This is a genomic window from Enterobacter cloacae complex sp. 2024EL-00711, assembly GCF_047529885.1.
GTDB classification, from domain to species: domain Bacteria; phylum Pseudomonadota; class Gammaproteobacteria; order Enterobacterales; family Enterobacteriaceae; genus Enterobacter; species Enterobacter ludwigii.
The window spans coordinates 228,689-250,326 of the sequence record NZ_JBLIZC010000003.1 but is presented as its reverse complement, the minus strand read 5'-3'; the positions used below and the strand labels follow the sequence as shown (position 1 = coordinate 250,326).

23 protein-coding genes are annotated in these 21,638 nt (G+C 54.1%); 18 read left to right on the top strand and 5 right to left on the bottom strand.

Annotation, left to right across the window (positions count from 1 at the left end; genetic code table 11):
• Positions 1–84 precede the first annotated feature (84 nt).
• Positions 85–1,149 carry a GGDEF domain-containing protein gene (locus ACMVME_RS11220; RefSeq protein WP_025205608.1) on the top strand — a complete coding sequence of 355 codons (1,065 nt, stop codon included), beginning with the start codon at positions 85–87 and terminating at the stop codon, positions 1,147–1,149.
• A gap of 94 nt (positions 1,150–1,243) precedes the next feature.
• Complete coding sequence (gene fhuF / locus ACMVME_RS11215) at positions 1,244–2,032, top strand: siderophore-iron reductase FhuF (protein ID WP_020885292.1); 789 nt, start codon at positions 1,244–1,246, stop codon at positions 2,030–2,032.
• A gap of 47 nt (positions 2,033–2,079) precedes the next feature.
• Here fhuF and ACMVME_RS11210 read toward each other — a convergent pair whose 3' ends face one another.
• A complete protein-coding gene (locus tag ACMVME_RS11210; protein ID WP_025205610.1) occupies positions 2,080–3,426 on the bottom strand; it encodes a PTS sugar transporter subunit IIC in 1,347 nt (448 codons plus the stop codon).
• A 328-nt stretch (positions 3,427–3,754) separates the two neighbouring features.
• Here ACMVME_RS11210 and ACMVME_RS11205 point away from each other — a divergent pair, with 328 nt between their 5' ends.
• Complete coding sequence (locus tag ACMVME_RS11205; protein WP_014168511.1) at positions 3,755–4,213, top strand: YbaK/EbsC family protein; 459 nt, start codon at positions 3,755–3,757, stop codon at positions 4,211–4,213.
• A gap of 38 nt (positions 4,214–4,251) precedes the next feature.
• Here ACMVME_RS11205 and bglJ read toward each other — a convergent pair whose 3' ends face one another.
• Together bglJ and ACMVME_RS11195 are read right to left on the bottom strand one after the other, a co-directional pair.
• Entirely contained in the window at positions 4,252–4,887 is a 636-nt protein-coding gene (bglJ, locus tag ACMVME_RS11200) for a DNA-binding transcriptional activator BglJ (protein ID WP_032681707.1), read from the bottom strand.
• Positions 4,884–5,621, bottom strand: a complete 738-nt coding sequence (locus ACMVME_RS11195; RefSeq protein WP_014168509.1) for a helix-turn-helix transcriptional regulator — start codon at positions 5,619–5,621, stop codon at positions 4,884–4,886. The genes bglJ and ACMVME_RS11195 overlap by 4 nt, the downstream gene beginning before the upstream one ends.
• 411 nt (positions 5,622–6,032) lie before the next feature.
• On the opposite strand from ACMVME_RS11195, the gene ACMVME_RS11190 reads away from it, so the two are divergent.
• The 13 genes from ACMVME_RS11190 (at position 6,033) to ACMVME_RS11130 (ending at position 16,369) form a co-directional block, all read left to right on the top strand.
• Positions 6,033–6,809 carry a threonine/serine ThrE exporter family protein gene (locus tag ACMVME_RS11190; RefSeq protein WP_014168508.1) on the top strand — a complete coding sequence of 259 codons (777 nt, stop codon included), beginning with the start codon at positions 6,033–6,035 and terminating at the stop codon, positions 6,807–6,809.
• Positions 6,800–7,273 carry a threonine/serine exporter gene (locus tag ACMVME_RS11185; protein ID WP_020885295.1) on the top strand — a complete coding sequence of 158 codons (474 nt, stop codon included), beginning with the start codon at positions 6,800–6,802 and terminating at the stop codon, positions 7,271–7,273. Before ACMVME_RS11190 ends, ACMVME_RS11185 begins: the two co-directional genes overlap by 10 nt.
• 67 nt (positions 7,274–7,340) lie before the next feature.
• Entirely contained in the window at positions 7,341–7,982 is a 642-nt protein-coding gene (locus tag ACMVME_RS11180; protein ID WP_044857265.1) for a TetR family transcriptional regulator, read from the top strand.
• Positions 7,983–8,023: 41 nt separating this feature from the next.
• Positions 8,024–8,476, top strand: coding sequence for a MarR family winged helix-turn-helix transcriptional regulator (locus ACMVME_RS11175; protein WP_014168505.1), 453 nt, complete (start codon positions 8,024–8,026; stop codon positions 8,474–8,476).
• Positions 8,477–8,560: 84 nt separating this feature from the next.
• A complete protein-coding gene (locus tag ACMVME_RS11170) occupies positions 8,561–8,989 on the top strand; it encodes an organic hydroperoxide resistance protein (protein WP_006174091.1) in 429 nt (142 codons plus the stop codon).
• A 148-nt stretch (positions 8,990–9,137) separates the two neighbouring features.
• Entirely contained in the window at positions 9,138–9,683 is a 546-nt protein-coding gene (gene dnaT / locus ACMVME_RS11165; protein ID WP_025205613.1) for a primosomal protein DnaT, read from the top strand.
• Positions 9,680–10,417: a DNA replication protein DnaC gene (gene dnaC, locus ACMVME_RS11160; RefSeq protein ID WP_014168503.1), complete on the top strand. Its 738-nt coding sequence runs from the start codon at positions 9,680–9,682 to the stop codon at positions 10,415–10,417. Before dnaT ends, dnaC begins: the two co-directional genes overlap by 4 nt.
• Positions 10,418–10,502: 85 nt before the next feature.
• Positions 10,503–10,985, top strand: coding sequence for a DUF2501 domain-containing protein (locus ACMVME_RS11155; RefSeq protein ID WP_020885299.1), 483 nt, complete (start codon positions 10,503–10,505; stop codon positions 10,983–10,985).
• A 269-nt stretch (positions 10,986–11,254) separates the two neighbouring features.
• Entirely contained in the window at positions 11,255–13,546 is a 2,292-nt protein-coding gene (gene opgB / locus ACMVME_RS11150) for a phosphatidylglycerol--membrane-oligosaccharide glycerophosphotransferase (protein ID WP_014168500.1), read from the top strand.
• Between the two features lie 261 nt (positions 13,547–13,807).
• Positions 13,808–14,359 (top strand): helix-turn-helix transcriptional regulator, encoded by a 552-nt coding sequence (locus ACMVME_RS11145; protein ID WP_025205614.1) that lies wholly within the window; start codon positions 13,808–13,810, stop codon positions 14,357–14,359.
• 258 nt (positions 14,360–14,617) lie between these two features.
• Positions 14,618–15,358, top strand: coding sequence for a winged helix-turn-helix domain-containing protein (locus tag ACMVME_RS11140; protein ID WP_068795237.1), 741 nt, complete (start codon positions 14,618–14,620; stop codon positions 15,356–15,358).
• A 1-nt stretch (position 15,359) separates the two neighbouring features.
• On the top strand, positions 15,360–15,833 hold the full coding sequence (locus ACMVME_RS11135) for a hypothetical protein (RefSeq protein ID WP_068795238.1): 474 nt from the start codon (positions 15,360–15,362) through the stop codon (positions 15,831–15,833).
• Positions 15,834–15,862: 29 nt separating this feature from the next.
• Complete coding sequence (locus tag ACMVME_RS11130) at positions 15,863–16,369, top strand: GNAT family N-acetyltransferase (RefSeq protein WP_068795239.1); 507 nt, start codon at positions 15,863–15,865, stop codon at positions 16,367–16,369.
• Between the two features lie 68 nt (positions 16,370–16,437).
• On the opposite strand, the gene tsr is transcribed toward ACMVME_RS11130, so the two are convergent.
• Positions 16,438–18,102 (bottom strand): methyl-accepting chemotaxis protein, encoded by a 1,665-nt coding sequence (gene tsr, locus ACMVME_RS11125; RefSeq protein WP_068795300.1) that lies wholly within the window; start codon positions 18,100–18,102, stop codon positions 16,438–16,440.
• 85 nt (positions 18,103–18,187) lie between these two features.
• Positions 18,188–18,628 (bottom strand): homoprotocatechuate degradation operon regulator HpaR, encoded by a 441-nt coding sequence (hpaR, locus tag ACMVME_RS11120; protein ID WP_014168494.1) that lies wholly within the window; start codon positions 18,626–18,628, stop codon positions 18,188–18,190.
• Between the two features lie 269 nt (positions 18,629–18,897).
• On the opposite strand from hpaR, the gene hpaG reads away from it, so the two are divergent.
• Positions 18,898–20,175, top strand: a complete 1,278-nt coding sequence (gene hpaG, locus ACMVME_RS11115) for a 4-hydroxyphenylacetate degradation bifunctional isomerase/decarboxylase (protein ID WP_025205621.1) — start codon at positions 18,898–18,900, stop codon at positions 20,173–20,175.
• The gene (gene hpaE / locus ACMVME_RS11110) at positions 20,172–21,638 is read left to right on the top strand and encodes a 5-carboxymethyl-2-hydroxymuconate semialdehyde dehydrogenase (RefSeq protein WP_014168491.1); all 1,467 of its coding nucleotides are present in this window, start codon (positions 20,172–20,174) and stop codon (positions 21,636–21,638) included. The genes hpaG and hpaE overlap by 4 nt, the downstream gene beginning before the upstream one ends.

Genomic DNA, 21,638 nt, shown 5'->3' with positions numbered 1-21,638 from the left:
TACTCTTTGAGTTTTTTGCATCTTTCATTGCGAAACAACACCTATTTACCTGTTTTAATTAAATATTAATAAAAACGCACTACTATGACATCACAATCCTGGCGGTCTTTGGTCCACAGTAAATATCAATTATCGTTACGTTTATTTTTATTTCTGAACGCGACCTCTGCTGTGTTCTCGGTAACAAACCCGCTCTATTCTATTCGCCTGTTATCAGTCCCCCTGATTTCTATTTTTGTTATCAGCACCGGGCTGCTCGTCTGGCACTGGAAAAAGAGAACCCGCAAGGTAAATATTCCTGCCGTTTCAGCGATCTTCGGTATTTTATGGGCGTGGCAGGTAGCCTCGAAATTTTCGTTAATTACCCACGATCAGGCGACCTATTTGATCATGGCATTATTAACGGTACTGTTTATTGGTACGCTGGCCTTCGCCAGTAATATCAAAGCATTTACGCTGCACTCCTTCCCCACCTTTATTGTCTGCCTGTGGTTAAGTAATCATGATATATGGCTAAGAATGACCTATTCTTTCGCACTTCCTGTGGTAGCAATTGCGATTCATAACATTTTGCAAAGACGTAACGATCGCTTCGCGCAGGAACTGCTCTCCCGTTTGCTGGAGGAGCGTGAGACCCTCACCGATCTGAGCATGATGGACCCGCTTACCGGCCTTTATAACCGTCGCGGACTGCAAAGCCGGCTGGAGAATCTTCCGGCAGTGGAGAACGGCGAGCACTTTGTCCTGCTGATGGATATCGACCACTTTAAAGCCTACAACGACCACTACGGCCATATGATGGGCGACCAGGCGCTGATCCGGGTCTCTGCTGCCATCCGTGATGCCGTGCGTTCACGTGATATTGTGGCGCGCTTCGGCGGGGAAGAATTTATGGTTCTGCTGACCAATATTTCTCTCGAGCATGCCCGCCAGACGGCAGAGCGGATCCGCCAGAAAGTCTACGATTTAAAAATCCCGCATATGTTCAATGAAAGCGTGGCGACAAACGTCACCATCAGCATTGGGATTGCCATTTTTGAGGATGAAGACGCCGAAGGTGCACTGGAGAAAGCGGACAAAGCCCTCTACGAAGCAAAGCATATGGGGCGCAATAACATCCTGCTGAGCGAAGAGCTTCAGACCGCGTAAGCGCGGCGTCATATAACGCGGACAAAAGTCTTGCCATCGGTATGAGCAATAGTTAGGATTGGCAATCATTATCATTTAGATTTGTATCTCTACTATGGCCACTCATACCGCACAAATCGTTGAACCACTTCTCTGGAGAGCCCGCCTCCCCACCGGGAATGTTTCGCTTGCGGATGCCATCAGGGATAAGATCGCTAAAACCCGCGCCCACCTGCTGGACTTTATCAGGCTGGATGAAGCGCACCCGCACCACGCCATGACGCTGGAAGAGTGGCGACAACCGTCGACACTGCAGTCGTTGCTGGCAACCTATTCCGACCATATCTATCGCAATCAACCGACCCTTACGCGGGAAAACAAACCCCTGCTCTCCCTCTGGGCGCAGTGGTATATCGGGCTGATGGTGCCCCCACTCATGCTGGCGCTGCTCACTCAAAAGGGCATGCTGGAACTTTCCCCGGAATATTTTCATGTCGAGTTCCACGAGACCGGCCGTGCGGCCTGTTTCTGGATTGATCTCCACGAAGACCAGAACGCGGAGCACCTCTCTGCTCAGGAACGTATGGAGCAGCTCATAACTCGCGCCCTGATCCCGGTAGTGGATGCGCTGGAAGAGACGGGGGAAATCAACGGGAAGCTTATCTGGAGCAATACCGGGTATTTAATCCACTGGTATTTGACGGAAATGAAACCTCTGCTCGGTGATGAGAAGGTCGAGGCCCTGCGCCAGTCCTGTTTCTTTGCAAAACAGCTTTCCGATGGCCGCGATAACCCGTTATTCCGCACCGTGGTCCTTCGTGACGGGCTTCTGGTTCGTCGCACCTGCTGCCAGCGTTATCGCCTGCCGGACGTTCAACAGTGTGGAGATTGTACGCTCAAGTAAGGTCAGGTGTTGCCGGGCCGCATTAACGCTGACCCGGCATCCGTTTCTCACGCTACCTGCTGATTTTCCTCTTCCGCATTACGTTGCGCTTCTTCCGCTTCCTGCTCCAGCAGTTGCTTCTCGTACACTTTAAAGAACGGGAAGTAGATGATGGCCGATACGCACGCCAGGACCACTACCAGAATGGCTGCACGGAAATCCCAGCCCAGCGCCCATGCGGCACCTACCGGTGCAGGTGCCGTCCACGGCACAACGGAGATCACGCGGCCAATCAGATCGAACTTCATCGCCGACCAGGCCAGCACGGCGTTAACCATGGGTGCCAGCAGGAACGGAATAAAGAACACCGGGTTCATGACAATCGGCGTACCGAAAATAACGGGTTCGTTGATGTTAAAGAGGCTTGGCACCACGCTCAGACGGCCGATAGAACGCAGATGAGCGGAGCGGCTACGCAGGTAGCAGAACACCAGCCCCATCGTGGCACCTGACCCCCCGATGACGATAAAGAACGTCCAGAACGCTTCCATAAAAATATGCGGCAGCGGCTGGCTGGCGGCCAGCGCGGTCTGGTTAGCGCCCAGGTTGGTCAGCCAGAACATCTGCAACATCCCGGAGACAATCGCGGCGCCGTGGATCCCGGCGAACCACAGCAAATGCCCAATCAACACCGCCAGCAGGATTGCCGGCAAGGAGTCTGCGGCGGAAACCAGCGGTTTGAAGACAGACATAATCGCCTGCGGGATCAGCATGCCAAACTCAGACTGAATCACCAGACTCAGCGGGTAAAGCGTCAACACCACCACCAGCACCGGGATCAACAGATCAAAGGAGTTTTTGATCATCGGCGGAACCTGGTCCGGCAGGCGGATCCCGATGTTATGCGCTTTGAGAAAACGCATCATCTCAACGCAGTAGATAGCCACCAGAATCGCGGTAAAAATGCCAGTCCCGCCGAGGCTGTCGACCGGAAGCGTGCCTTTGGTTTTCGGCGCCGCGACCAGCAGAAACGCCATCAGCGACAGCATGGCGCACATAAACGGGTCTAACTGATGCGATTTGACATAGTGTTTGCCAAGGTTATAGGCAATGGCCGCGCAGATATACAGGGACATAACGCCCATCGTCATATCAAACGGCGTGAGGATCTGACCTTCAAATTGCTTCGCCATGTCCAGCCAGGCGCGCGCGAAACCCCAGGTGGTATCAGGCGAAAACGGTGGATACGCGAAGACGAGTAAAAATGAACCCACAATCATGAACGGCATCGCGGAGATAAAGCCATCACGAATAGCCATAACATGACGCTGGGAGGAGATCCGCCCGGCAATCGGGCTGACGTAATTTTCTACAAAACGAAATATCAGATTAAACGCAGCATGGTTGGCAGACATAGCAGATCTCCTTTCAGACGTTTATGACGGGCGCATACACGCCATACGTTGGTCCATACATCACCTTCACAACCTTGCCGGCGCGTTTACCAGCGGTACTGCTCAGACGGAATGGTTTCATATTTAGCTCTTATTATTGGATACAGGGGACGTTACATAGTCAGTATTAATCTCTCACTCACGGTCTGCAACCGGTTACTGTAACCGGTTTCCGTGAATGTGAAGGCGATCCAGAAATCGGCCGTGTGGGATATTTGTTACTGAAGAGATATTTACAGAGCATAAATTCTTATGACAGATTACGCGGGATATTTGTCAGGAGGAAACAATGAGTTTGCAGTCTGTACAGCAGTTTTTTGCCGACAACGCTCCGGATATAGAGGTTATTGAACTTAGCCAGAGTACCGCAACCGTTGCGTTGGCTGCTGCCGCCCATCGTGTTGAGCCGGGACAAATCGCCAAAACGCTGTCGTTGAAGGTTAAAAATGACGTCATTCTGGTGGTCGCGAAAGGTGATGCGCGTCTGGATAATAAAAAACTGAAAGACACGTTTGGCGCAAAAGCACGCATGCTCAGTTGTGATGAAGTGGTCACCATCACGGGTCATCCTGTTGGCGGCGTGTGCCCGTTTGGGCTGGAAAATCCGCTCGCGGTTTATTGCGATATTTCACTGAAACAGTATGCTGAAGTGCTGCCGGCCGCGGGTGCAATTCACAGTGCCGTGCGTATTTCACCAGACAGAATGGCAGAACTGACGTCCGCAAAATGGGTAGATGTTTGCATCTGAATGAGGCGCCAGAGCCTGTCTGGCGCACAGATATCAGCTTATAAAAATGTCGGCTGGCTTAATACTGATGTTCGCGGATCCCGGGCCGGGAGATGAGTCAGAATATCTGCCGCATCAAGCAGCCCCACGTCAGAATTGACCCCAAGCTTCACCATCGCATTAAACTTGTGCGCCCGGATGGTCTTAATATTGCGCTCAAGCTGCGCGGCGATTTCAGGGATAGAAAACCCGCAGGACATATACCGCAAAATCGCCCGCTCCGTTGGACTTAACATCCTGTTTTGACTCTTGTACCAGTGGTTGAGCATATTGTCATTGATGTGCAGCGTTTCACTCAGTAACACCAGCAGTTCCTCCTGCAGGCGGTCGAGCGACACCGATTTACTGACGACACCGTGTAGGCGTGAAGGGGAAAGATGGCTGATTAACCGCGCTTCCATTTCATCTGCCGCCAGGATGATGCGCTGAATATGATTATGCGTAAACGCGAGATCCCGCAGGGATGCCAGGCAGTTTCGACGCTCTTCTCGCGCATCAGAAAGTGAATAGATCAGCGAGAAAAAAGAGACATGAGGAAGCGCCTTCTTAAAGCTGTCAAACTCACTGAACATGTGCAGTTGATAATGGCTGAGCGTGGGCAGCGCAAACAGGTGCTCCAGCCCGACGGCACTCATCGCGCAATTTTCGATGACGGCAATATGTCTTGTTGAACCGGTTTTATCCATTCCTCGAACTCTCCATAGGCTGACATTAAACTCAGCTCTCTCAATCCCTGAGTACTGTTGATCCAGGCGTACAGATCGGCATTACTCCGTAATGACAACCGTCGCATCGCACTGTTTTTCTGTGCACTGATCGTTTTATTGCTCTTCTTGAGCAAAGTGGCAATTTGGTTAATCCCCCAGCCCTTGCCTAACAGACGCAATACCTTGCGTTCAGAGTGGGTGAGCGCAATGACGCGGTCGTCTTCATCATCGTTACAGGCAGGCTCGGGCGTTAATAACGTCTGGCTTATCCGCTCTGCCCGTTCACTGCCTGCACGGATGGCGTTAATTACGCCTTCTATCGGCTCCATATCAGAAAGCAACGTGCTTTCCGGACGCATAAGCAGCTCAACGGCAATAGGGTAAAGCGGCCGGGAGACTAAAAAAATCCAGTGAATATCCCGATATTGATTTAATAAACCGTAATATTCTTCGAGCGTGCCCCGAGGATTCCTGTATTCACCTGAAATATCAGCGATAATGACGTCTGCACGCCGTAACTGCAGCAGGGTTAATTCCTGCAGCGAACGGCAAAACGTTAAATCAAAATCGGCAAAATGGCGTGTCATCACGCCCCCCAACCCGTTTTGCATTACGGGTATTCTGCTAATGACGACGCCATGTTTACCATTCAATGACGACATAGACCCTCCGTGTCCATTTTCATATGATGAGTAACGTTAAAACGCATCAAGGTATAAGTATATTCGTCCCTGAGTGTAAAACTGATTAATACAAGCAGAAGATGAGATGTGTGCTTCATTTAAGAAATGCCTAAAACAGCGGTAATATCTCACAAAGCACAGATAAATTTAATTATAAAGGCCTTAAAATAATTAAAATATAAACTTAGTAAAACTAAATATAAATATCTTATATTTCTCAATTAATAATTCATCATTTTTATGACCCAAAGCCGCATCCCGCCGCCAGACAGCCCGCAACTGTTTGCATAAATCTTGATCTGACCCACAACTAGAGGCACTGCAGTTTGTGCTAAAAGTAAGCATGACGGGCCAACAGGCAAGCTATTCACCTTCTCTTCAGGACATGACATGCAGGCAGATCGATCAACGCAGCGTGCCATCACGCGGCTCTGTATTCAGTGCGGTCTTTTTCTGCTCCAGCACGGGGCGGAAAGCGCGCTGGTCGAGGAACTTTCCACCCGGTTGGGGCTGGCGCTGGGTATGGATAGCGTTGAGAGCGCCATTTCATCCAATGCTATCGTGTTGACCACCATAAAAGACGGTCAGTGCCTGACCTCCACCCGCAAAAACCACGACCGCGGCATCAATATGCACGTTGTAACCGAGGTTCAGCATATCGTCATTCTTGCTGAGCATAAGCTTCTCGACCTGCACGACATTGAAAAACGGTTCAACCAGATTAAGCCCTTACGTTATCCCCGCTGGCTGGTGGTGTTAATGGTCGGGCTGTCCTGCGCCTGTTTTTGTAAGCTCAACAAAGGCGGCTGGGACGGCGCGGTCATCACCTTTTTCGCCAGCAGCATCGCCATGTACGTGCGCCAGCTCCTGACGCACCGCCAACTCCACCCGCAAATTAATTTCTGCATTACCGCTTTTGTCGCCACCACGGTGTCTGGCCTGCTGCTTCGTCTGCCGCAGTTTGCCAACACGCCGACGATTGCCATGGCGGCCAGCGTGCTTCTGCTGGTGCCCGGCTTCCCGTTGATTAACGCCGTAGCCGATATGTTTAAGGGTCACATCAATACCGGTCTGGCACGCTGGGCGATTGCCAGCCTGCTGACGCTTGCAACCTGCATTGGTGTGGTAATGGCCATGACACTCTGGGGGTTACGCGGATGGGCGTGATCGATTTTCTGCTGGCGCTGGCGCAGGATATGCTGCTGGCCGCGATCCCTGCCGTCGGTTTTGCGATGGTCTTTAACGTTCCGCAACGCGCGTTACCGTGGTGCGCGCTGTTGGGTGCTATTGGTCATGGCTCGCGAATGGTGATGATGACGGCGGGATTCAACATTGAATGGTCAACATTTATGGCCTCAATGCTGGTCGGTAGCATCGGAATTCAGTGGTCGCGCTGGTATCTGGCGCATCCCAAGGTGTTCACCGTCGCTGCCGTTATCCCGATGTTCCCCGGCATATCTGCCTATACGGCCATGATTTCCGCGGTAAAAATCAGCCATTTCGGCTACACCGAACCGCAAATGATCCTCCTTCTGAGCAACTTTCTTAAGGCTTCGTCCATTGTCGGTGCGCTCTCTATCGGACTGTCGATCCCCGGACTGTGGCTGTACCGCAAACGTCCACGGGTTTGAGATTTGTGTTATTACGCTGCCGTGAGGATAATCACTCCAATCCGTTTGGTGACGATAAGGAAAGGATGTGGCTAACCCAGGCAGCGAACTCCCCGAGCACAATGAAGAATCCAGCCTGAAAGAGAAAATCTTTCAGAGCGCTATCACGCTGTTTGCCGAATACGGGTTGAACGGTGCCCGCATGGAACAAATTGCGGAGAAAGCCGGCACCACCAAACGCATGGTTGTTTACCACTTCAAAAACAAAGAGAACCTGTATCTTCTCGTACTGGAGTATGTTTACACCCAGATCCGCGCCAGTGAACAGGCGCTCAGCCTGGCGGGAATGCCCCCTGTCGAAGCGCTGGTTCATCTGGTTGAAGCCACCTTTGACTACCATGCCGACCACCCGGATTACATCCGCATTATCTGCATGGAAAACATGCAGCGTGGCCGTTTTATGCAGCAGTCCAGCTACCTCCGCAAGGTCAACCGCAGCGCACTTGATCTGCTGGAAGCGATCCTCCGTCGCGGGAAAGAAAAGCAGTTGTTCAATCAGACGGTTGAAGCCCGCGATCTGCATCGTTTGATCAGCAGTTTCAGCTTCCACTACGTTGCCAACAGCTACACCTTCACCCTGCTGTTTGAAGAGGGTGCGGACGAACAGGCACAGCGCCAGCACTACCGCAAAATGGCCGTTCAGGTGGCGCTCCGCTATACCTGCCCATAAAATAGCTTGCAATTAAATCGTACACTATCTATATTCATCTCATGAACGCGAAAACGAACGACACGACCGCTGCGCTCCTGCTGGATAACCAGCTCTGCTTTGCTCTCTATTCAGCAAATCTGGCGCTGAACAAGCTGTACCGGCAACTGCTGGCACCGCTGAACCTGACTTACCCGCAATACCTGGTGATGCTGGTGCTGTGGGAGCAGGATGACATTACGGTGTCGGACATCGGTGAACGGTTGTTCCTTGACTCTGCCACGCTGACGCCGCTGTTGAAGCGTCTGGAAAGCGCGGGGCTGATAAACCGCCACCGCTCACGTAAAGACGAGCGTCAGGTCGCCGTCACCCTGAGCGATGCGGGACGTCATCTCCAGCAGCAGGCTTCCGGGATCCCCCATGCAGTGGGATGCGCCGCCCAGTGTGATACTGAGACCATGCTGTCACTTAAACAGCAGCTGGAACGTTTGCGACAACAGATCCAACGCGCGTAAGGCTATACTTTACGCGTATTTATTTACCCACATATATCGCACGCTATTTAATAGCGCACATTAATGTAAGATGAGGAATCTGCCATGTCTTTAGAAAAAGTTGTCTACACTGCCAAAGCAAAAGCAACCGGAGGCCGTGATGGCCGTGCGACCTCTTCCGACGGCGTACTGGACGTTAAACTCGGCGTGCCAAAAGAGATGGGCGGCATGGGCGGTGACGTCACCAACCCTGAGCAGCTGTTTGCTGCCGGCTACTCTGCCTGCTTCCTGGGTGCCATGAAGTTTGTAGCCGCGCGCGACAAATTTACCCTGCCGAAAGAGGCCTTTATTGAAGGCGAAGTGGGGATTGGGCCGCTGCCAACCGGTTTTGGTATCGAAGCAAAACTGAACATCCACGTTGAAGGTATGGATCCTGCAGAAGCCAAAAAACTGGTCGATGCAGCACACATTGTGTGTCCGTACTCTAACGCGACCCGCGGTAACATCGACGTAACGCTGAACATTATCGCCTGATAACTGCCTGATGGCGTTACGCTTATCAGGCCAGCCGTTGACGCCCCGGCAGGCATCGCGCCGCCGGGGAAAACCCCTCCTTCCCTTCCCGCTCTCTGTGCTACCATAAGCCCATATCACGCCCGTAGTTATCAGTAGAGTAAGCGTTATGTCCTCCAGAATTCTGACCACCAGCATTGCTGGTATTGATGCCTTTATGCGCGATCCCCGCGGTGTGCTGACCCACGCCGAAGGCGGCACGGTTGCGGTATTTGCTGACAACGCTCCGGCGTTTTATGCCATCACACCGGAACGTCTGGCACAGCTTCTGGAGATTGAAGCGCAGTTGTCCCGTCCGGCGAGCGACGTAACCCTCGATAACCAGTTCTTTGACGAGCCGGTTAACGTCCCCATGGCCGTTCCCATGGGAAAATTTGCCCTGTATGCGGGCTGGCAACCTGATGCGGATTTTCAACGGCAGGCGGCATTGTGGGGCATAGCGTTAACGCAACCGGCTACCCCCGAAGAGCTGGCCGCGTTTACCGCCTGGTGGCAGGCGGAAGGCAAAGTATTCACCCATATTCAGTGGCAACAGAAGCTCGCGCGTCATCTGCAAATTAATCGCGCCAGCAATAACGGCCAGCCAAAACGTGATATCAACGCGTTTTCCGAACCGGATAAACAGATCCCAAATGGATTCCGAGGTGCGAAATGAAGAACGTCGGCGACCTGATGAAACGTCTGCAAAAGATGATGCCAGCCAACGTGAAGCCCGCCTTCACGACGGGTGAAGAACTCCTGGCGTGGCAAAAAGAGCAGGGTAAGATCCGCGCCGCCGCGCTGGCCCGCGAAAACCGGGCGATGAAAATGCAGCGCACCTTTAACCGTTCCGGTATTCGCCCCCTGCACCAGAACTGCTCATTTGATAACTATAAAATTGAGACCAACGGGCAGATGAATGCACTCGCTGCCGCGCGTCAGTACGTGGATGAATTCGACGGCAATATCGCCAGCTTCATTTTTAGCGGCAAGCCTGGCACGGGGAAAAACCACCTGGCGGCCGCTATCTGTAACGAGCTGCTGCTGCGCGGGAAATCGGTGCTGATCATCACCGTGGCCGATATCATGTCCGCCATGAAAGACACCTTCAGCAACCGCGAAACCAGCGAAGAGCAACTGCTTAACGACCTGAGTAATGTCGATTTACTGGTTATTGATGAGATTGGCGTCCAGACCGAATCCCGCTATGAAAAAGTGATCATTAACCAGATTGTCGATCGCCGCTCTTCCTCCAAACGCCCCACCGGCATGCTGACTAACCACAACATCGACGAAATGACCCGCTTGCTGGGCGAACGCGTCATGGATCGCATGAAGCTCGGGAACAGTCTGTATGTCATCTTCGACTGGGAAAGTTACCGCAGCCGTGTCACCGGTAAAGAGTATTAAGATATTTCCAGGAAAGACCGGTGGCCCGGAGGTATATACTGACTCCACTTTCGCCCCAAAACGGACCTTTTTTGAGTAAGCCATTATGAAAAAACAGTTTCTTTTCAGCACCGTATTAGGCGCCCTGCTGGTTACCGGCGCGGCACAGGCCGCATCCTGGCAGGATTCGCTGTCCAGCGCAGCGAGCGAACTGACCAAAGAGAGCAGCAGCACCCAGGGCGGGCTGTCAGCCTCTTCCCTTACCGGCCTGCTGGGTAACAGCACCCAGAGCCTGAGCGCAGGCACAATGAACAACGCCGCGGGGATTCTGGAATATTGCGCGAAGCAAAAACTGGCCTCCGTGACCGACGCGCAAAACGTGAAAAATCAGGTGCTGGGCAAACTCGGTCTGGATACACAGGAGCAGAAACAGGACACCAACTATATGGATGGTATTCAGGGCCTGCTGAATGCGCAAAACGGTCAACAGCTCAACCTGAGCACCATCGGCAACTCCTCGCTGGCGAAACAGGTGAAAACCAAAGCCTGCGATCTGGTGCTGAAACAAGGCGTTAATTTCATCTCCTGATCCCCGCCTGTATTGCCATTACACGCCGCGTTTAAGACGTTACTCTTTTAACGCGGCGTTAAAGCCGTCTTTTTCCTGCCTGCCACCGTCTGAGCGTCCGTATGTCAGGATGCGACCCCCTTCAAAAAAACGATTTTCTAAACCAAATCCTAACAACAGCACACTTTCGTGACACTAAAATTGCAGCTACACGACAACGCAATTACATTGTATAACCCAAAAAATAATCAGTTAGCCAGCTAAGCGCCTGGCGTCATGAGGATAGACTGTTGTCAGAGTTAATGTCCCTTGTCCTTTTTCTGGCCTCTGTCGGCGTTTACGCCTGCAAAGCGGGCCGTAACACCTGGTGGTTTATCGCCACGCTGGTGGTGCTCGGCATTTTTATTATTTTAAACATTACCTTATACGCCAGCGATTACTTTACCGGTGACGGCATTAACGATGCGGTGCTCTACACGCTGACGAATAGCCTGACGGGCGCGGGCGTGGGTAAATACATTCTTCCCGGGCTTGGGCTGATTGCGGCGCTGGTGATTATTTTTGGTGCCCTGGCCTGGGTGCTGCGCCGCCGTCGACATCTTCCGCATCATGGCGGCTACAGCCTGCTGGCACTCTGTCTGGCGCTGGCGTCCGTGGATGCCAGCCCGGCGTTTCATCAGATAACCGAGCTGGTAAAGTCACAGTCGCGCGACGGCGACCCGGATTTCATGGCCTGGTATAAAGAGCCGTCCAAAAAAATAGCCAACCCGAAGCTTAACCTGGTGTATATCTACGGCGAGAGTCTGGAACGCACCTGGTTTGATAACAATGCTTTTCCGAACCTGACGCCGGAGCTGGGCGCGCTGAAAAACGAAAGCCTTGATTTCAGCCACACCGCGCAGCTGCCCGGTACGGATTACACCATCGCCGGGATGGTTGCCTCGCAGTGCGGTATCCCGCTCTTCGCCCCCTTTGAGGGTAATGCCTCGGCCTCAATGTCGAGCTTCTTCCCGCAGAACGTTTGCCTCGGCGATATCCTGAAAAACTCCGGCTACGAAAACTACTTCGTACAGGGGGCCAACCTGCGCTTTGCCGGAAAAGATGTGTTCCTGAAATCCCACGGTTTTGACCATCTGTATGGCTCAGAAGAGTTAAAAACGACCGTTGCCGACCCGCATTACCGCAACGACTGGGGCTTTTACGACGACACGGTACTGGACGAAACCTGGAAAAAGTTCGAGGAACTGTCCCGCGCCGGCAAGCGTTTCTCCCTCTTTGCCCTGACGGTAGATACCCACCATCCGGACGGGTTTGTCTCGCGCACCTGTAAGCGCAAACGCTATGAGATTGACGGCAAAAACAACACGTCGTTCAGCGCGGTAACCTGCAGCCAGGAGCATATCGCCGCTCTGGTCGAGAAAATCAAAGCCTCGCCGTATTTTAAAAACACGGTCATCGTCGTCTCATCTGACCATCTGGCGATGAAAAACAGCGCCTGGGATCAGCTCAGCAAACAGGATCGCAGCAATCTGTTCTTCATTCTGCGCGGCGACCAGCCGCAACAGGATGTGATCGCCACCAAACGCAACTCCATGGATAACGGCGCAACCGTGCTGGACATTCTGGGCGGGGATAACTTTATTGGCCTTGGCCGCAGTACGCTCTCGGGGCAGTCGCTGTCGGAAGTGTTCCTCAACATGAAGGAGAAAATCCTTGCGTGGAAGCCGGACATCATCCGCCTGTGGAACTTCCCGAAAGAGATGAAAGACTTCACCATCGATCAGGATAAAAACACGATTGCCTTCTCCGGCAGCCATTTCCGTCTGCCGCTGCTGCTGCGCGTGTCGGATACGCGCGTCGAACCGCTGCCGGAAAGCGAATACTCTGCGCCGCTGCGTTTCCAGCTGGCCGACTTCGCCCCTCGCGATAATTTTGTCTGGGTCGACAGGTGCTACAAAATGGGCCAGCTCTGGTCCCAGCCACTGGCGCTCTCAACCGACTGGTGCGTTTCTCAGGGACAGCTTGGCGGGGAGCAAACCGTGCAGCATGTCGATAAAGCGCAGTGGAAAGGCAAAACCGCATTCAACGATACGGTCATCGATACCGCGCGCTATCAGCGAAATGTCGACATGCTGAAAATCGTGGATAACGATATTCGCTATAAAGCAGACAGCTTTATCTTCAACGTGGCCGGGGCACCGGAAGAGGTCAAACAGTTCAGCGGCATCTCGCGTCCGGAATCCTGGGGGCGCTGGTCTAATGCGCAGCTGGGCAGTGAAGTGAAGATTGAGTACGCGCATCCTCTGCCGGAAAAATTCGACCTGGTGATCACCGCCCGGGCCTATGGTCCAAACGCGAACCGTCCCATCCCGGTGCGTGTGGGCGATAAAGAGCAAACGCTGACGCTGGGAAATGACGTCACCACCACCACGCTGCATTTTGATAATCCTTCCCGCAGCAATACGCTGGTGATTGTTCCGCCGGACCCGCAGCCGACGAATGAGGGAAATATTCTTGGCCATTCACCGCGCGAGCTCGGCATCGGGATGGTAGAGATTAAAATTGTCAGTAAAGAGAGCTGATCCCTTCTGCGCCCGGCGTTCTGTCGGGCGCTTTATGTAAATATATAATCCTATAAAACCATTAAAAATAAGACATAAACACCATATATCTCTCATTTCTATTTATAAATTCACCAGAAAGAAATCATATCTCAGAATGTGTAACTCCTTACACCCTGAGAGAGTTACCCACTTTTTATCATGCTAACCGGCCATACGTTCGAATCCACCCTGGCACAGCGCAGCGGAGTACGACCAGCGCTACCAGGGGAACAAACCCTGATGCCGCAGACACTGAATGCAGACTATAAGGTCATCGTTTTAAGCGGCAATGCCTTCTTGTGGCTGGGCCTGAAGACGTTCATCTCGCAGAGTGTGGACCCCTGCCCTGAAATTTTCTGGATTAACGACGTGAGCCCTGAGGGGATCCTGCCCCTGCGGCAACTGATGTTGAATATCCGCGTCAAAAAAGGGTGGCTGGTATTCACCGATGCGTCCCGCGTCAACGATATTAAAATCATTCTGGGGGGTGAGCGTGTCCACGTGGTGGCGGGAAACCTGTCACTCGCGCAGCTCAGCCGCTGTTTTCAGAACACGCCGTTCGCAAGCGTAAAAAACGCCACGCTCACCTGCCAGGAGCTTCGGGTTTGCATGCTGTTCCGCAACGGGTTCAGCCCGGTTCGCATCGCGCAGATCCTGAATAAATCCCCGAAAACGATCTACACCCACAAGCGTAACGCGATGAACAAATTTCACTGCCAGAACCTGGCGGAATTCCATCGCAAACTCTTCCTGCTCGACTACCCGGCATCGTGTTTGTCACTGCACGGCTAATCACGTCGGGAAATAAGATCATGCGGCGTCATCTTCCCTGTCTCATTCTCTGGCTGTTGATGCTGGCGCTGCTGTCTCGCTATGCCCTTCCCGCCACGTTGGGATGACGTGGTAATCCGACTGCACGAGTAAATTGCCTTAAATCTTGTCTGGATCAATGTTATCGGTAACAATGACGCTAAAATAGCCAGCGTGTTATGTCCGACAAGGCACAGCCTTATCTTCTTTTTTGTTATTTTTTCTGTATTACAATAACTTATGAAATACCTGCTTGCTGACGCCATCGTCTATAACGACGAAGACGGTTCTGTTTCTCTTATCAATGCACCCGATCTGGACAGACAAATCCTCACCTGTACCGCCAACGCCATCATGAAGCTGCTGGTTCAGCATCACGGCAACGTCGTCGAACGTGACACCTTTCTGAGTGATGTCTGGGATCAACGTGGGCTCCAGGGGTCCAACAATTCGTTAAATCAATACATCAGTATTGTGCGCAAAATGCTGTCGAGCCTGCTGCCCGACACCCTGTTTATCGTCACCGTGCCGAAAACGGGCTTTATGCTCAGTGCTGATATCGCGGTAACGCCCCTGGAGGACGATTTTCCCGTCGTGGAGTCGGTCCCGGCCTCACGACGCATTCAGCCAGAATGGCTATTCTGCGGTGTACTCACGCTGATGGTCGTGGCGCTGTGCATCGGCGCCTGTTTGACGAAACAGGCGCACCGGTACAGTGACACTCATCTGCTCACCCACATTGGCACCTGTCCGGTCTACACCTTCTCCCCGCTGGCAGATGTGTTTCACACTAAGGCCATGGCGCTGGCGCAGACGCTTCAGCGCGAAGGTAATCTGCCCTGCCTGAAAAACTCTATTTTCTATATGCACATCCAGAGAACACTTTTCTATGGCCACGAAGGGCGGCTGGTCCTTTCCCAGTGTTCTCTCACGGACGGTAAAGCCAGCGCCTGCCGAACGCTTTACTTTTACGAGTGGTGATATGAAACAAAAAAAAGTGTGGCTTATTCTGGTGCTCAATCTGTTGCTGATTGGCGTGACGCTGGCGTGGTACGTCTACACGCCTCCGCTGTCCGGAACCTGTGCAGGAAACCTGACATTTTCAGCCCGACATGACGATCATGATTTCTCCTTTGAAGGGGAGGTTACGCTGCGCTTTCAGCCCGACAACACAGGGTACCTTACGCTTAACGGCGACGTGGTTAACGAGCCACATCACTGGGATGTTTCCCGCCAGGAGATGTTTACGTGGCGGCACGTTGAGGGCTCACTCTATGAAATATTCATACAAAGCGTGGCGCGCTTTAGCCATGACACCCTGCCACCGGGGGTCTTTGAAAAGTACGTCGCCGGCCTGACGCCGGGGAACAAAAGACTCCTGAAGATTGAACGCACGCCGGAAGACGCGCTGGTGATCAGCAATTTCTATGCGCCGGTCCTGATTTGTTCAGAATAGGCGCGGCTGGTCGGGGTATACTTTCCGCCATGAACATTCTCTTTCGACCGACGACGCCCAAAGATGTTGCAGCCCTGCCCGCTATCGAGCGCGCGGCAGGCGAGCGTTTTCGGGACGTCCCTGAACTGGCCTGGCTTGCAGACGGCGACGTCATTTGCGCGGAACAACATCTTGATTACGCGAAAGGCGGGTTTAGCTGGCTGGCGCTGGCAAACGGCCTGCCCGTCGGGTTTATCCTTGCAGAAGCCCATCCGTCATCGCTGTTTATTGTCGAACTCTCGGTTCATCGGGAGTGGCAGGGAAGAGGAATAGGTCGGCGACTTATCGCCTGCGTCGCAGACCATGCTCGCACGCTGGGGCTGACATCGCTGACGCTGACCACCTTTTGCGAGGTGCCGTGGAATGCGCCGTTTTATGCGCGACTCGGGTTTGAAACGGTGACGATGCTAACGCCTGAACTGCGTCAGAAAAGAGAGGAAGAAGCGGCGCACGGTTTCGCGTATGACTCCCGCTGTGCCATGCGCCTGCCTCTGTGATATTGGCCTGCAAAACGCCCCATTACAGGCCGGGTCAGGCGTAGCCGCCCCCCGGCACTGTGGCAGGATTAAAACGTTTCCCAGTTTTCGCCCGCATCGGTGGTCGCGGCTTTACGCGCCATCACAGGGGCCGCAGCGGTTTTCGTTGAGGCCTGCTCGCGGGCTTTCATCTGCTCCTGCTGAATGCGGAACACAGCCACGGCCTGAGTCAGACGGCTCGCCTGCTCTTCCAGTGCCGCTGCCGCCGCGGCAGACTCTTCCACCAGCGAGGCGTTCTGCTGGGTCACGCGATCCATCTCAGCCACCGCCAGACCCACCTGATCGATACCGCGGCTCTGCTCATCAGACGCAGAGGCGATTTCGCCCATGATGTCCGTCACGCGGGTTACCGCATTAACGATTTCGCCCATGGTTTCGCCGGCGCTTTCTACCAGGGTAGACCCGACTTCCACGCGGCCAACAGAGTCTTCAATCAGGCTCTTGATCTCACGTGCTGCCTGGGCGCTGCGCTGTGCCAGGTTACGGACTTCACCCGCAACAACGGCAAATCCGCGGCCCTGCTCGCCCGCACGTGCCGCTTCTACTGCAGCGTTCAGTGCCAGGATGTTGGTCTGGAACGCGATGCCGTCGATCACGCTGATAATGTCGGCAATTTTCTGCGAACTGCCCGCGATGTCACGCATGGTTTGCACCACGTTATCCACCACTTTACCGCCCTTCTGCGCGGTTTCAGACGCGCTCAACGCCAGGTTGCTCGCCTGACGGGCGTTCTCGGCGTTCTGCTTAACGGTCGCCGTCAGCTGCTCCATGCTGGCAGCGGTCTCTTCCAGGGATGCGGCCTGCTGTTCCGTACGGGAAGAGAGATCGTTGTTACCCATCGCGATTTCGCTCGCGCCGCTGTAGATGGCATTAGCACCGTTACGCACATCGCCAACGGTACGGACCAGCTCGCCCTGCATATGACGCAGCGAGTCGGCCAGTTCACCCATCTCGTTAGCGCCCTGCACCTCAATGCGCTTCACCAGATCGCCGCTGGCGATATGACGAATATTGTCGATAAGACGGGTAAGTGGCGAAATCAGCGCCTGCTTGATACCCAGCCACACGGCCACGATCACCACCAGCACCGCAATCAGTACGCTAATCAGCACCCAGATTGCCTGGCTGTAGGAGCTATTGCTGTTTTCCACCGCCATCTGATACAGCTTGTCGTTCTGCTGCAGATAGTTCACGTACTGCTTCTCAAAACCATCCTGATAGCTCTGGGTAGGTTGATCGAAGAAGGCGTTGATTTTGCCAGCGCCCAGCAGCTGGATCAGCTCCGCCAGTGCACCGTGGTAGATATCGTAGTTACGTTTGATCTCCGTCGCGTCGGCGTCGTTTTGACGCGGATCGCGTGGCAGGGCTTCGTATTCAGCCCAGTTTTTTTCTGCCTGTTTCAGAGAAGCCGCCGCAATTTGCATCAGATCGTTCACGGTCGCGCCGCTGCCGATATTGCTCTGATCCATCATGTAGCGAATACCCGCACGGTTCAGGGTATTACGGGTTTGCAGCAGGGCAACCCAGCTGGCGTTCAGCGTGGACTGTTGCTGGCGAATGGTTTGCAGGACGGTGAAATTCTCTTTGTCATGCTTGAGGGCATTGAAGAAAAGACCACCGGATGTGAGTTGTAAAAGGCCAAATATCGCTAATACCAGCATTAAGCTGGTGACAATCTTGATACGGTTTAACATGTTTTCGCTTTCCATCAGACAGATAACAGGATTTTCGGCCTGGAAAGGGAAAACTTTACGAAAATCATCCTTAAATTTGTGGTTTTTACTCTTCTTCGCGCGCTGTGATATGCCGGTTCCCCAGTTCAATAAACTCTTCCAGCAGCGCTGTCAGCTGTTGCATCTTCGCCGGCGTATATTCGGCCTCGATTTGCTGATACGCCTCTTCCACCTGCGCCTGGGCACGCTCGTATAGCCTGTTCCCCTCTTTGGTCAGCGACACGTACAGCTTTCGCTGATCGTTTACGGGCTTAAGGCGCAGCACCAGACCGTCACGCTCCATGCGCGTCAGAATGCCCGTCAGGCTGGGACGCAAGATACAGGTGCGAAACGCCAGATCGTGAAAATCCATCGACGGATGTTCGGCCAGCACGCGCACGATGCGCCACTGCTGCTCGGTCAGGTTATGCCGTTTCACAATCGGGCGGAAGTAAGACATCGCCGCTTCCCGCGCCTGTAACAGGGCGATAGTTAATGAATCATGCATAGCCTCTCCCGGTAATCATTAACACATGAACAATTCAGTTCTGCTGGTTTTACACACAACGCGTTTTACGACAAAAAGTCTAACAGAAACAAGCTTGATTTATTAACACAATGATAAATATAGCCTTTAATCTCTTTATGTAAATTTATTGTTATTCATATCACAAATTATTCACTTCTGGTTGCGAAATAAACAGCAAAGGCATACAACCAGATCATTAACATATTAATGAAATCACAGGCCGGACGTCCGGCCTGAGGAGTAAGTGAATGAAAGGTACTGTTTTTGCCGTAGCGCTGAACCACCAGAGCCAGCGCGATGCCTGGCGCGACGCGTTTGAAAAAGCCCCCTACAACACGCCACCAAAAACCGCCGTGTGGTTTATCAAACCGCATAACACCGTGATCCGCACGGGCGACCCCATTCCCTTCCCGCAGGGAGAAACCGTGTTAAGCGGTGCCACGGTAGCGCTGGTTGTGGGCAAAACGGCGCGTAACGTTCCCGTGGACGAGGCGGCGGAGTACATCGCCGGTTACGCGCTTGCCAACGAAGTGAGCCTGCCGGAAGAGAGTTTTTATCGCCCGGCGATCAAGGCCAAATGCCGCGACGGCTTTTGTCCGCTGGGAGAGCTGGCTGCCGTCGACCACGTTGATAACCTGACCATCGTCACCGAAATTAACGGCCGGGAAGCGGACCACTGGAACACCGCTGACCTGCAGCGCAATGCCGCCGAATTGCTGAGCGCCCTGAGCGAGTTCGCCACCCTCAGTCCGGGCGATGCCATTCTGCTCGGCACCCCACACTCGCGCGTCCCGCTGCAGCCGGGCGATCGCGTACGCATTCTGGCGAAAGGCTTCCCGTCCCTGGAAAACCCGGTGGTTGATGAACGCGAGGTCGCCCATGCGCAAGGCCCACATCCGCACGCCACGCTGTTCGCGCTTGGTCTGAACTACGCCGATCACGCCAGTGAGCTGGCGTTTACGCCGCCAACGGAACCGCTGGTGTTTATCAAAGCCCCCAACACCGTGACCGGCGATAACCAGACCTCGGTCCGCCCGAACAACATTGAGTACATGCACTACGAGGCGGAGCTGGTGGTGGTCATCGGCAAAACGGCGCACAAGGTCAGTGAACGCGAGGCGATGGACTATGTCGCGGGCTATACCGTCTGCAACGATTACGCCATCCGTGATTACCTGGAGAACTACTACCGCCCGAACCTGCGGGTGAAAAGCCGCGACGGGTTGACCCCCCTCAGCCCGCATATCGTGCCGAAAGAGGCCATTCCCGACCCGCATAACTTAACCCTGCGCACCTTCGTGAACGGTGAATTGCGCCAGCAAGGGACCACTGCCGATCTGATCTTCAGCATCCCGTTTCTGATTGCCTATCTCAGCGAGTTTATGACCCTGCAGCCCGGCGACATGATTGCCACCGGCACGCCAAAGGGTCTGTCTGACGTACAGCCTGGCGACGAAGTGGTCGTGGAAGTAGAGGGCGTGGGCCGCCTGGTGAACCGCATTGTCAGTGAGGAGACTGCAAAATGAAAAAAATAAACCATTGGATTAACGGTAAAAACGTCGCAGGAAGTGATTACTTCCACACCACTAACCCGGCCACCGGAGAGGTGCTGGCGGAGGTCGCGTCCGGCGGTGAAGCTGAAATTCATCAGGCCGTGGCGGCGGCCAAAGAGGCATTCCCGACGTGGGCTAACCTGCCGATGAAAGAGCGCGCACGCCTGATGCGTCGCCTCGGGGATCTTATCGATCAACACGTTCCGGAGATTGCGGCCCTCGAGACCGCCGACACCGGCCTGCCGATCCACCAGACCAAAAACGTGCTTATACCACGCGCGTCGCACAACTTCGCGTTCTTCGCCGAAGTGTGCCAGCAGATGAACGGTAAAACCTACCCGGTCGACGACAAGATGCTCAACTACACCCTGGTGCAGCCGGTGGGGGTCTGCGCGCTGGTGTCGCCGTGGAACGTGCCGTTTATGACCGCCACCTGGAAGGTTGCGCCGTGCCTGGCGCTGGGCAACACCGCGGTGCTGAAGATGTCTGAGCTCTCCCCGCTGACCGCCGACCGTCTGGGCGAGCTGGCGCTGGAGGCCGGTATTCCGGCGGGCGTGCTGAACGTGGTGCAGGGCTATGGCGCAACGGCGGGCGATGCGCTGGTACGTCACCACGACGTGCGCGCCGTCTCCTTTACCGGCGGCACCGCCACCGGGCGCAACATCATGAAAAACGCCGGACTGAAGAAATACTCCATGGAGCTGGGAGGGAAATCTCCGGTGCTGATTTTTGAAGATGCGGATATCGAACGCGCGCTGGATGCCGCCCTGTTCACCATCTTCTCCATCAACGGCGAGCGTTGCACCGCTGGCTCACGCATTTTCATTCAGCAGAGCATCTACCCGGAATTCGTCAGGCGCTTTGCCGAGCGCGCGAACCGTCTGCGCGTGGGTGACCCGACCGATCCGAACACTCAGGTTGGCGCGCTGATCAGCCAGCAGCACTGGGAAAAAGTCTCCGGCTATATCCGTCTTGGCATTGAAGAGGGTGCGACCCTGCTGGCGGGCGGCCCTGACAAACCCACCGATCTCCCTGCTCACCTGAAAAACGGCAACTTCCTGCGCCCGACCGTGCTGGCAGACGTCGACAACCGGATGCGCGTGGCCCAGGAAGAGATCTTCGGGCCGGTTGCCTGCCTGCTGCCGTTTAAGGACGAAGCCGAAGGGCTGCGTCTGGCTAACGACGTGGAGTACGGCCTGGCGTCATACATCTGGACCCAGGACGTCAGCAAAGTGCTGCGCCTGGCGCGCAATATCGAAGCCGGAATGGTGTTTGTAAACACCCAGAACGTGCGCGATCTGCGTCAGCCGTTTGGCGGCGTGAAGGCTTCCGGTACCGGGCGCGAAGGGGGCGAATACAGCTTCGAGGTGTTCGCTGAAATGAAAAACGTCTGCATCTCCATGGGCGACCATCCGATTCCAAAATGGGGGATCTGA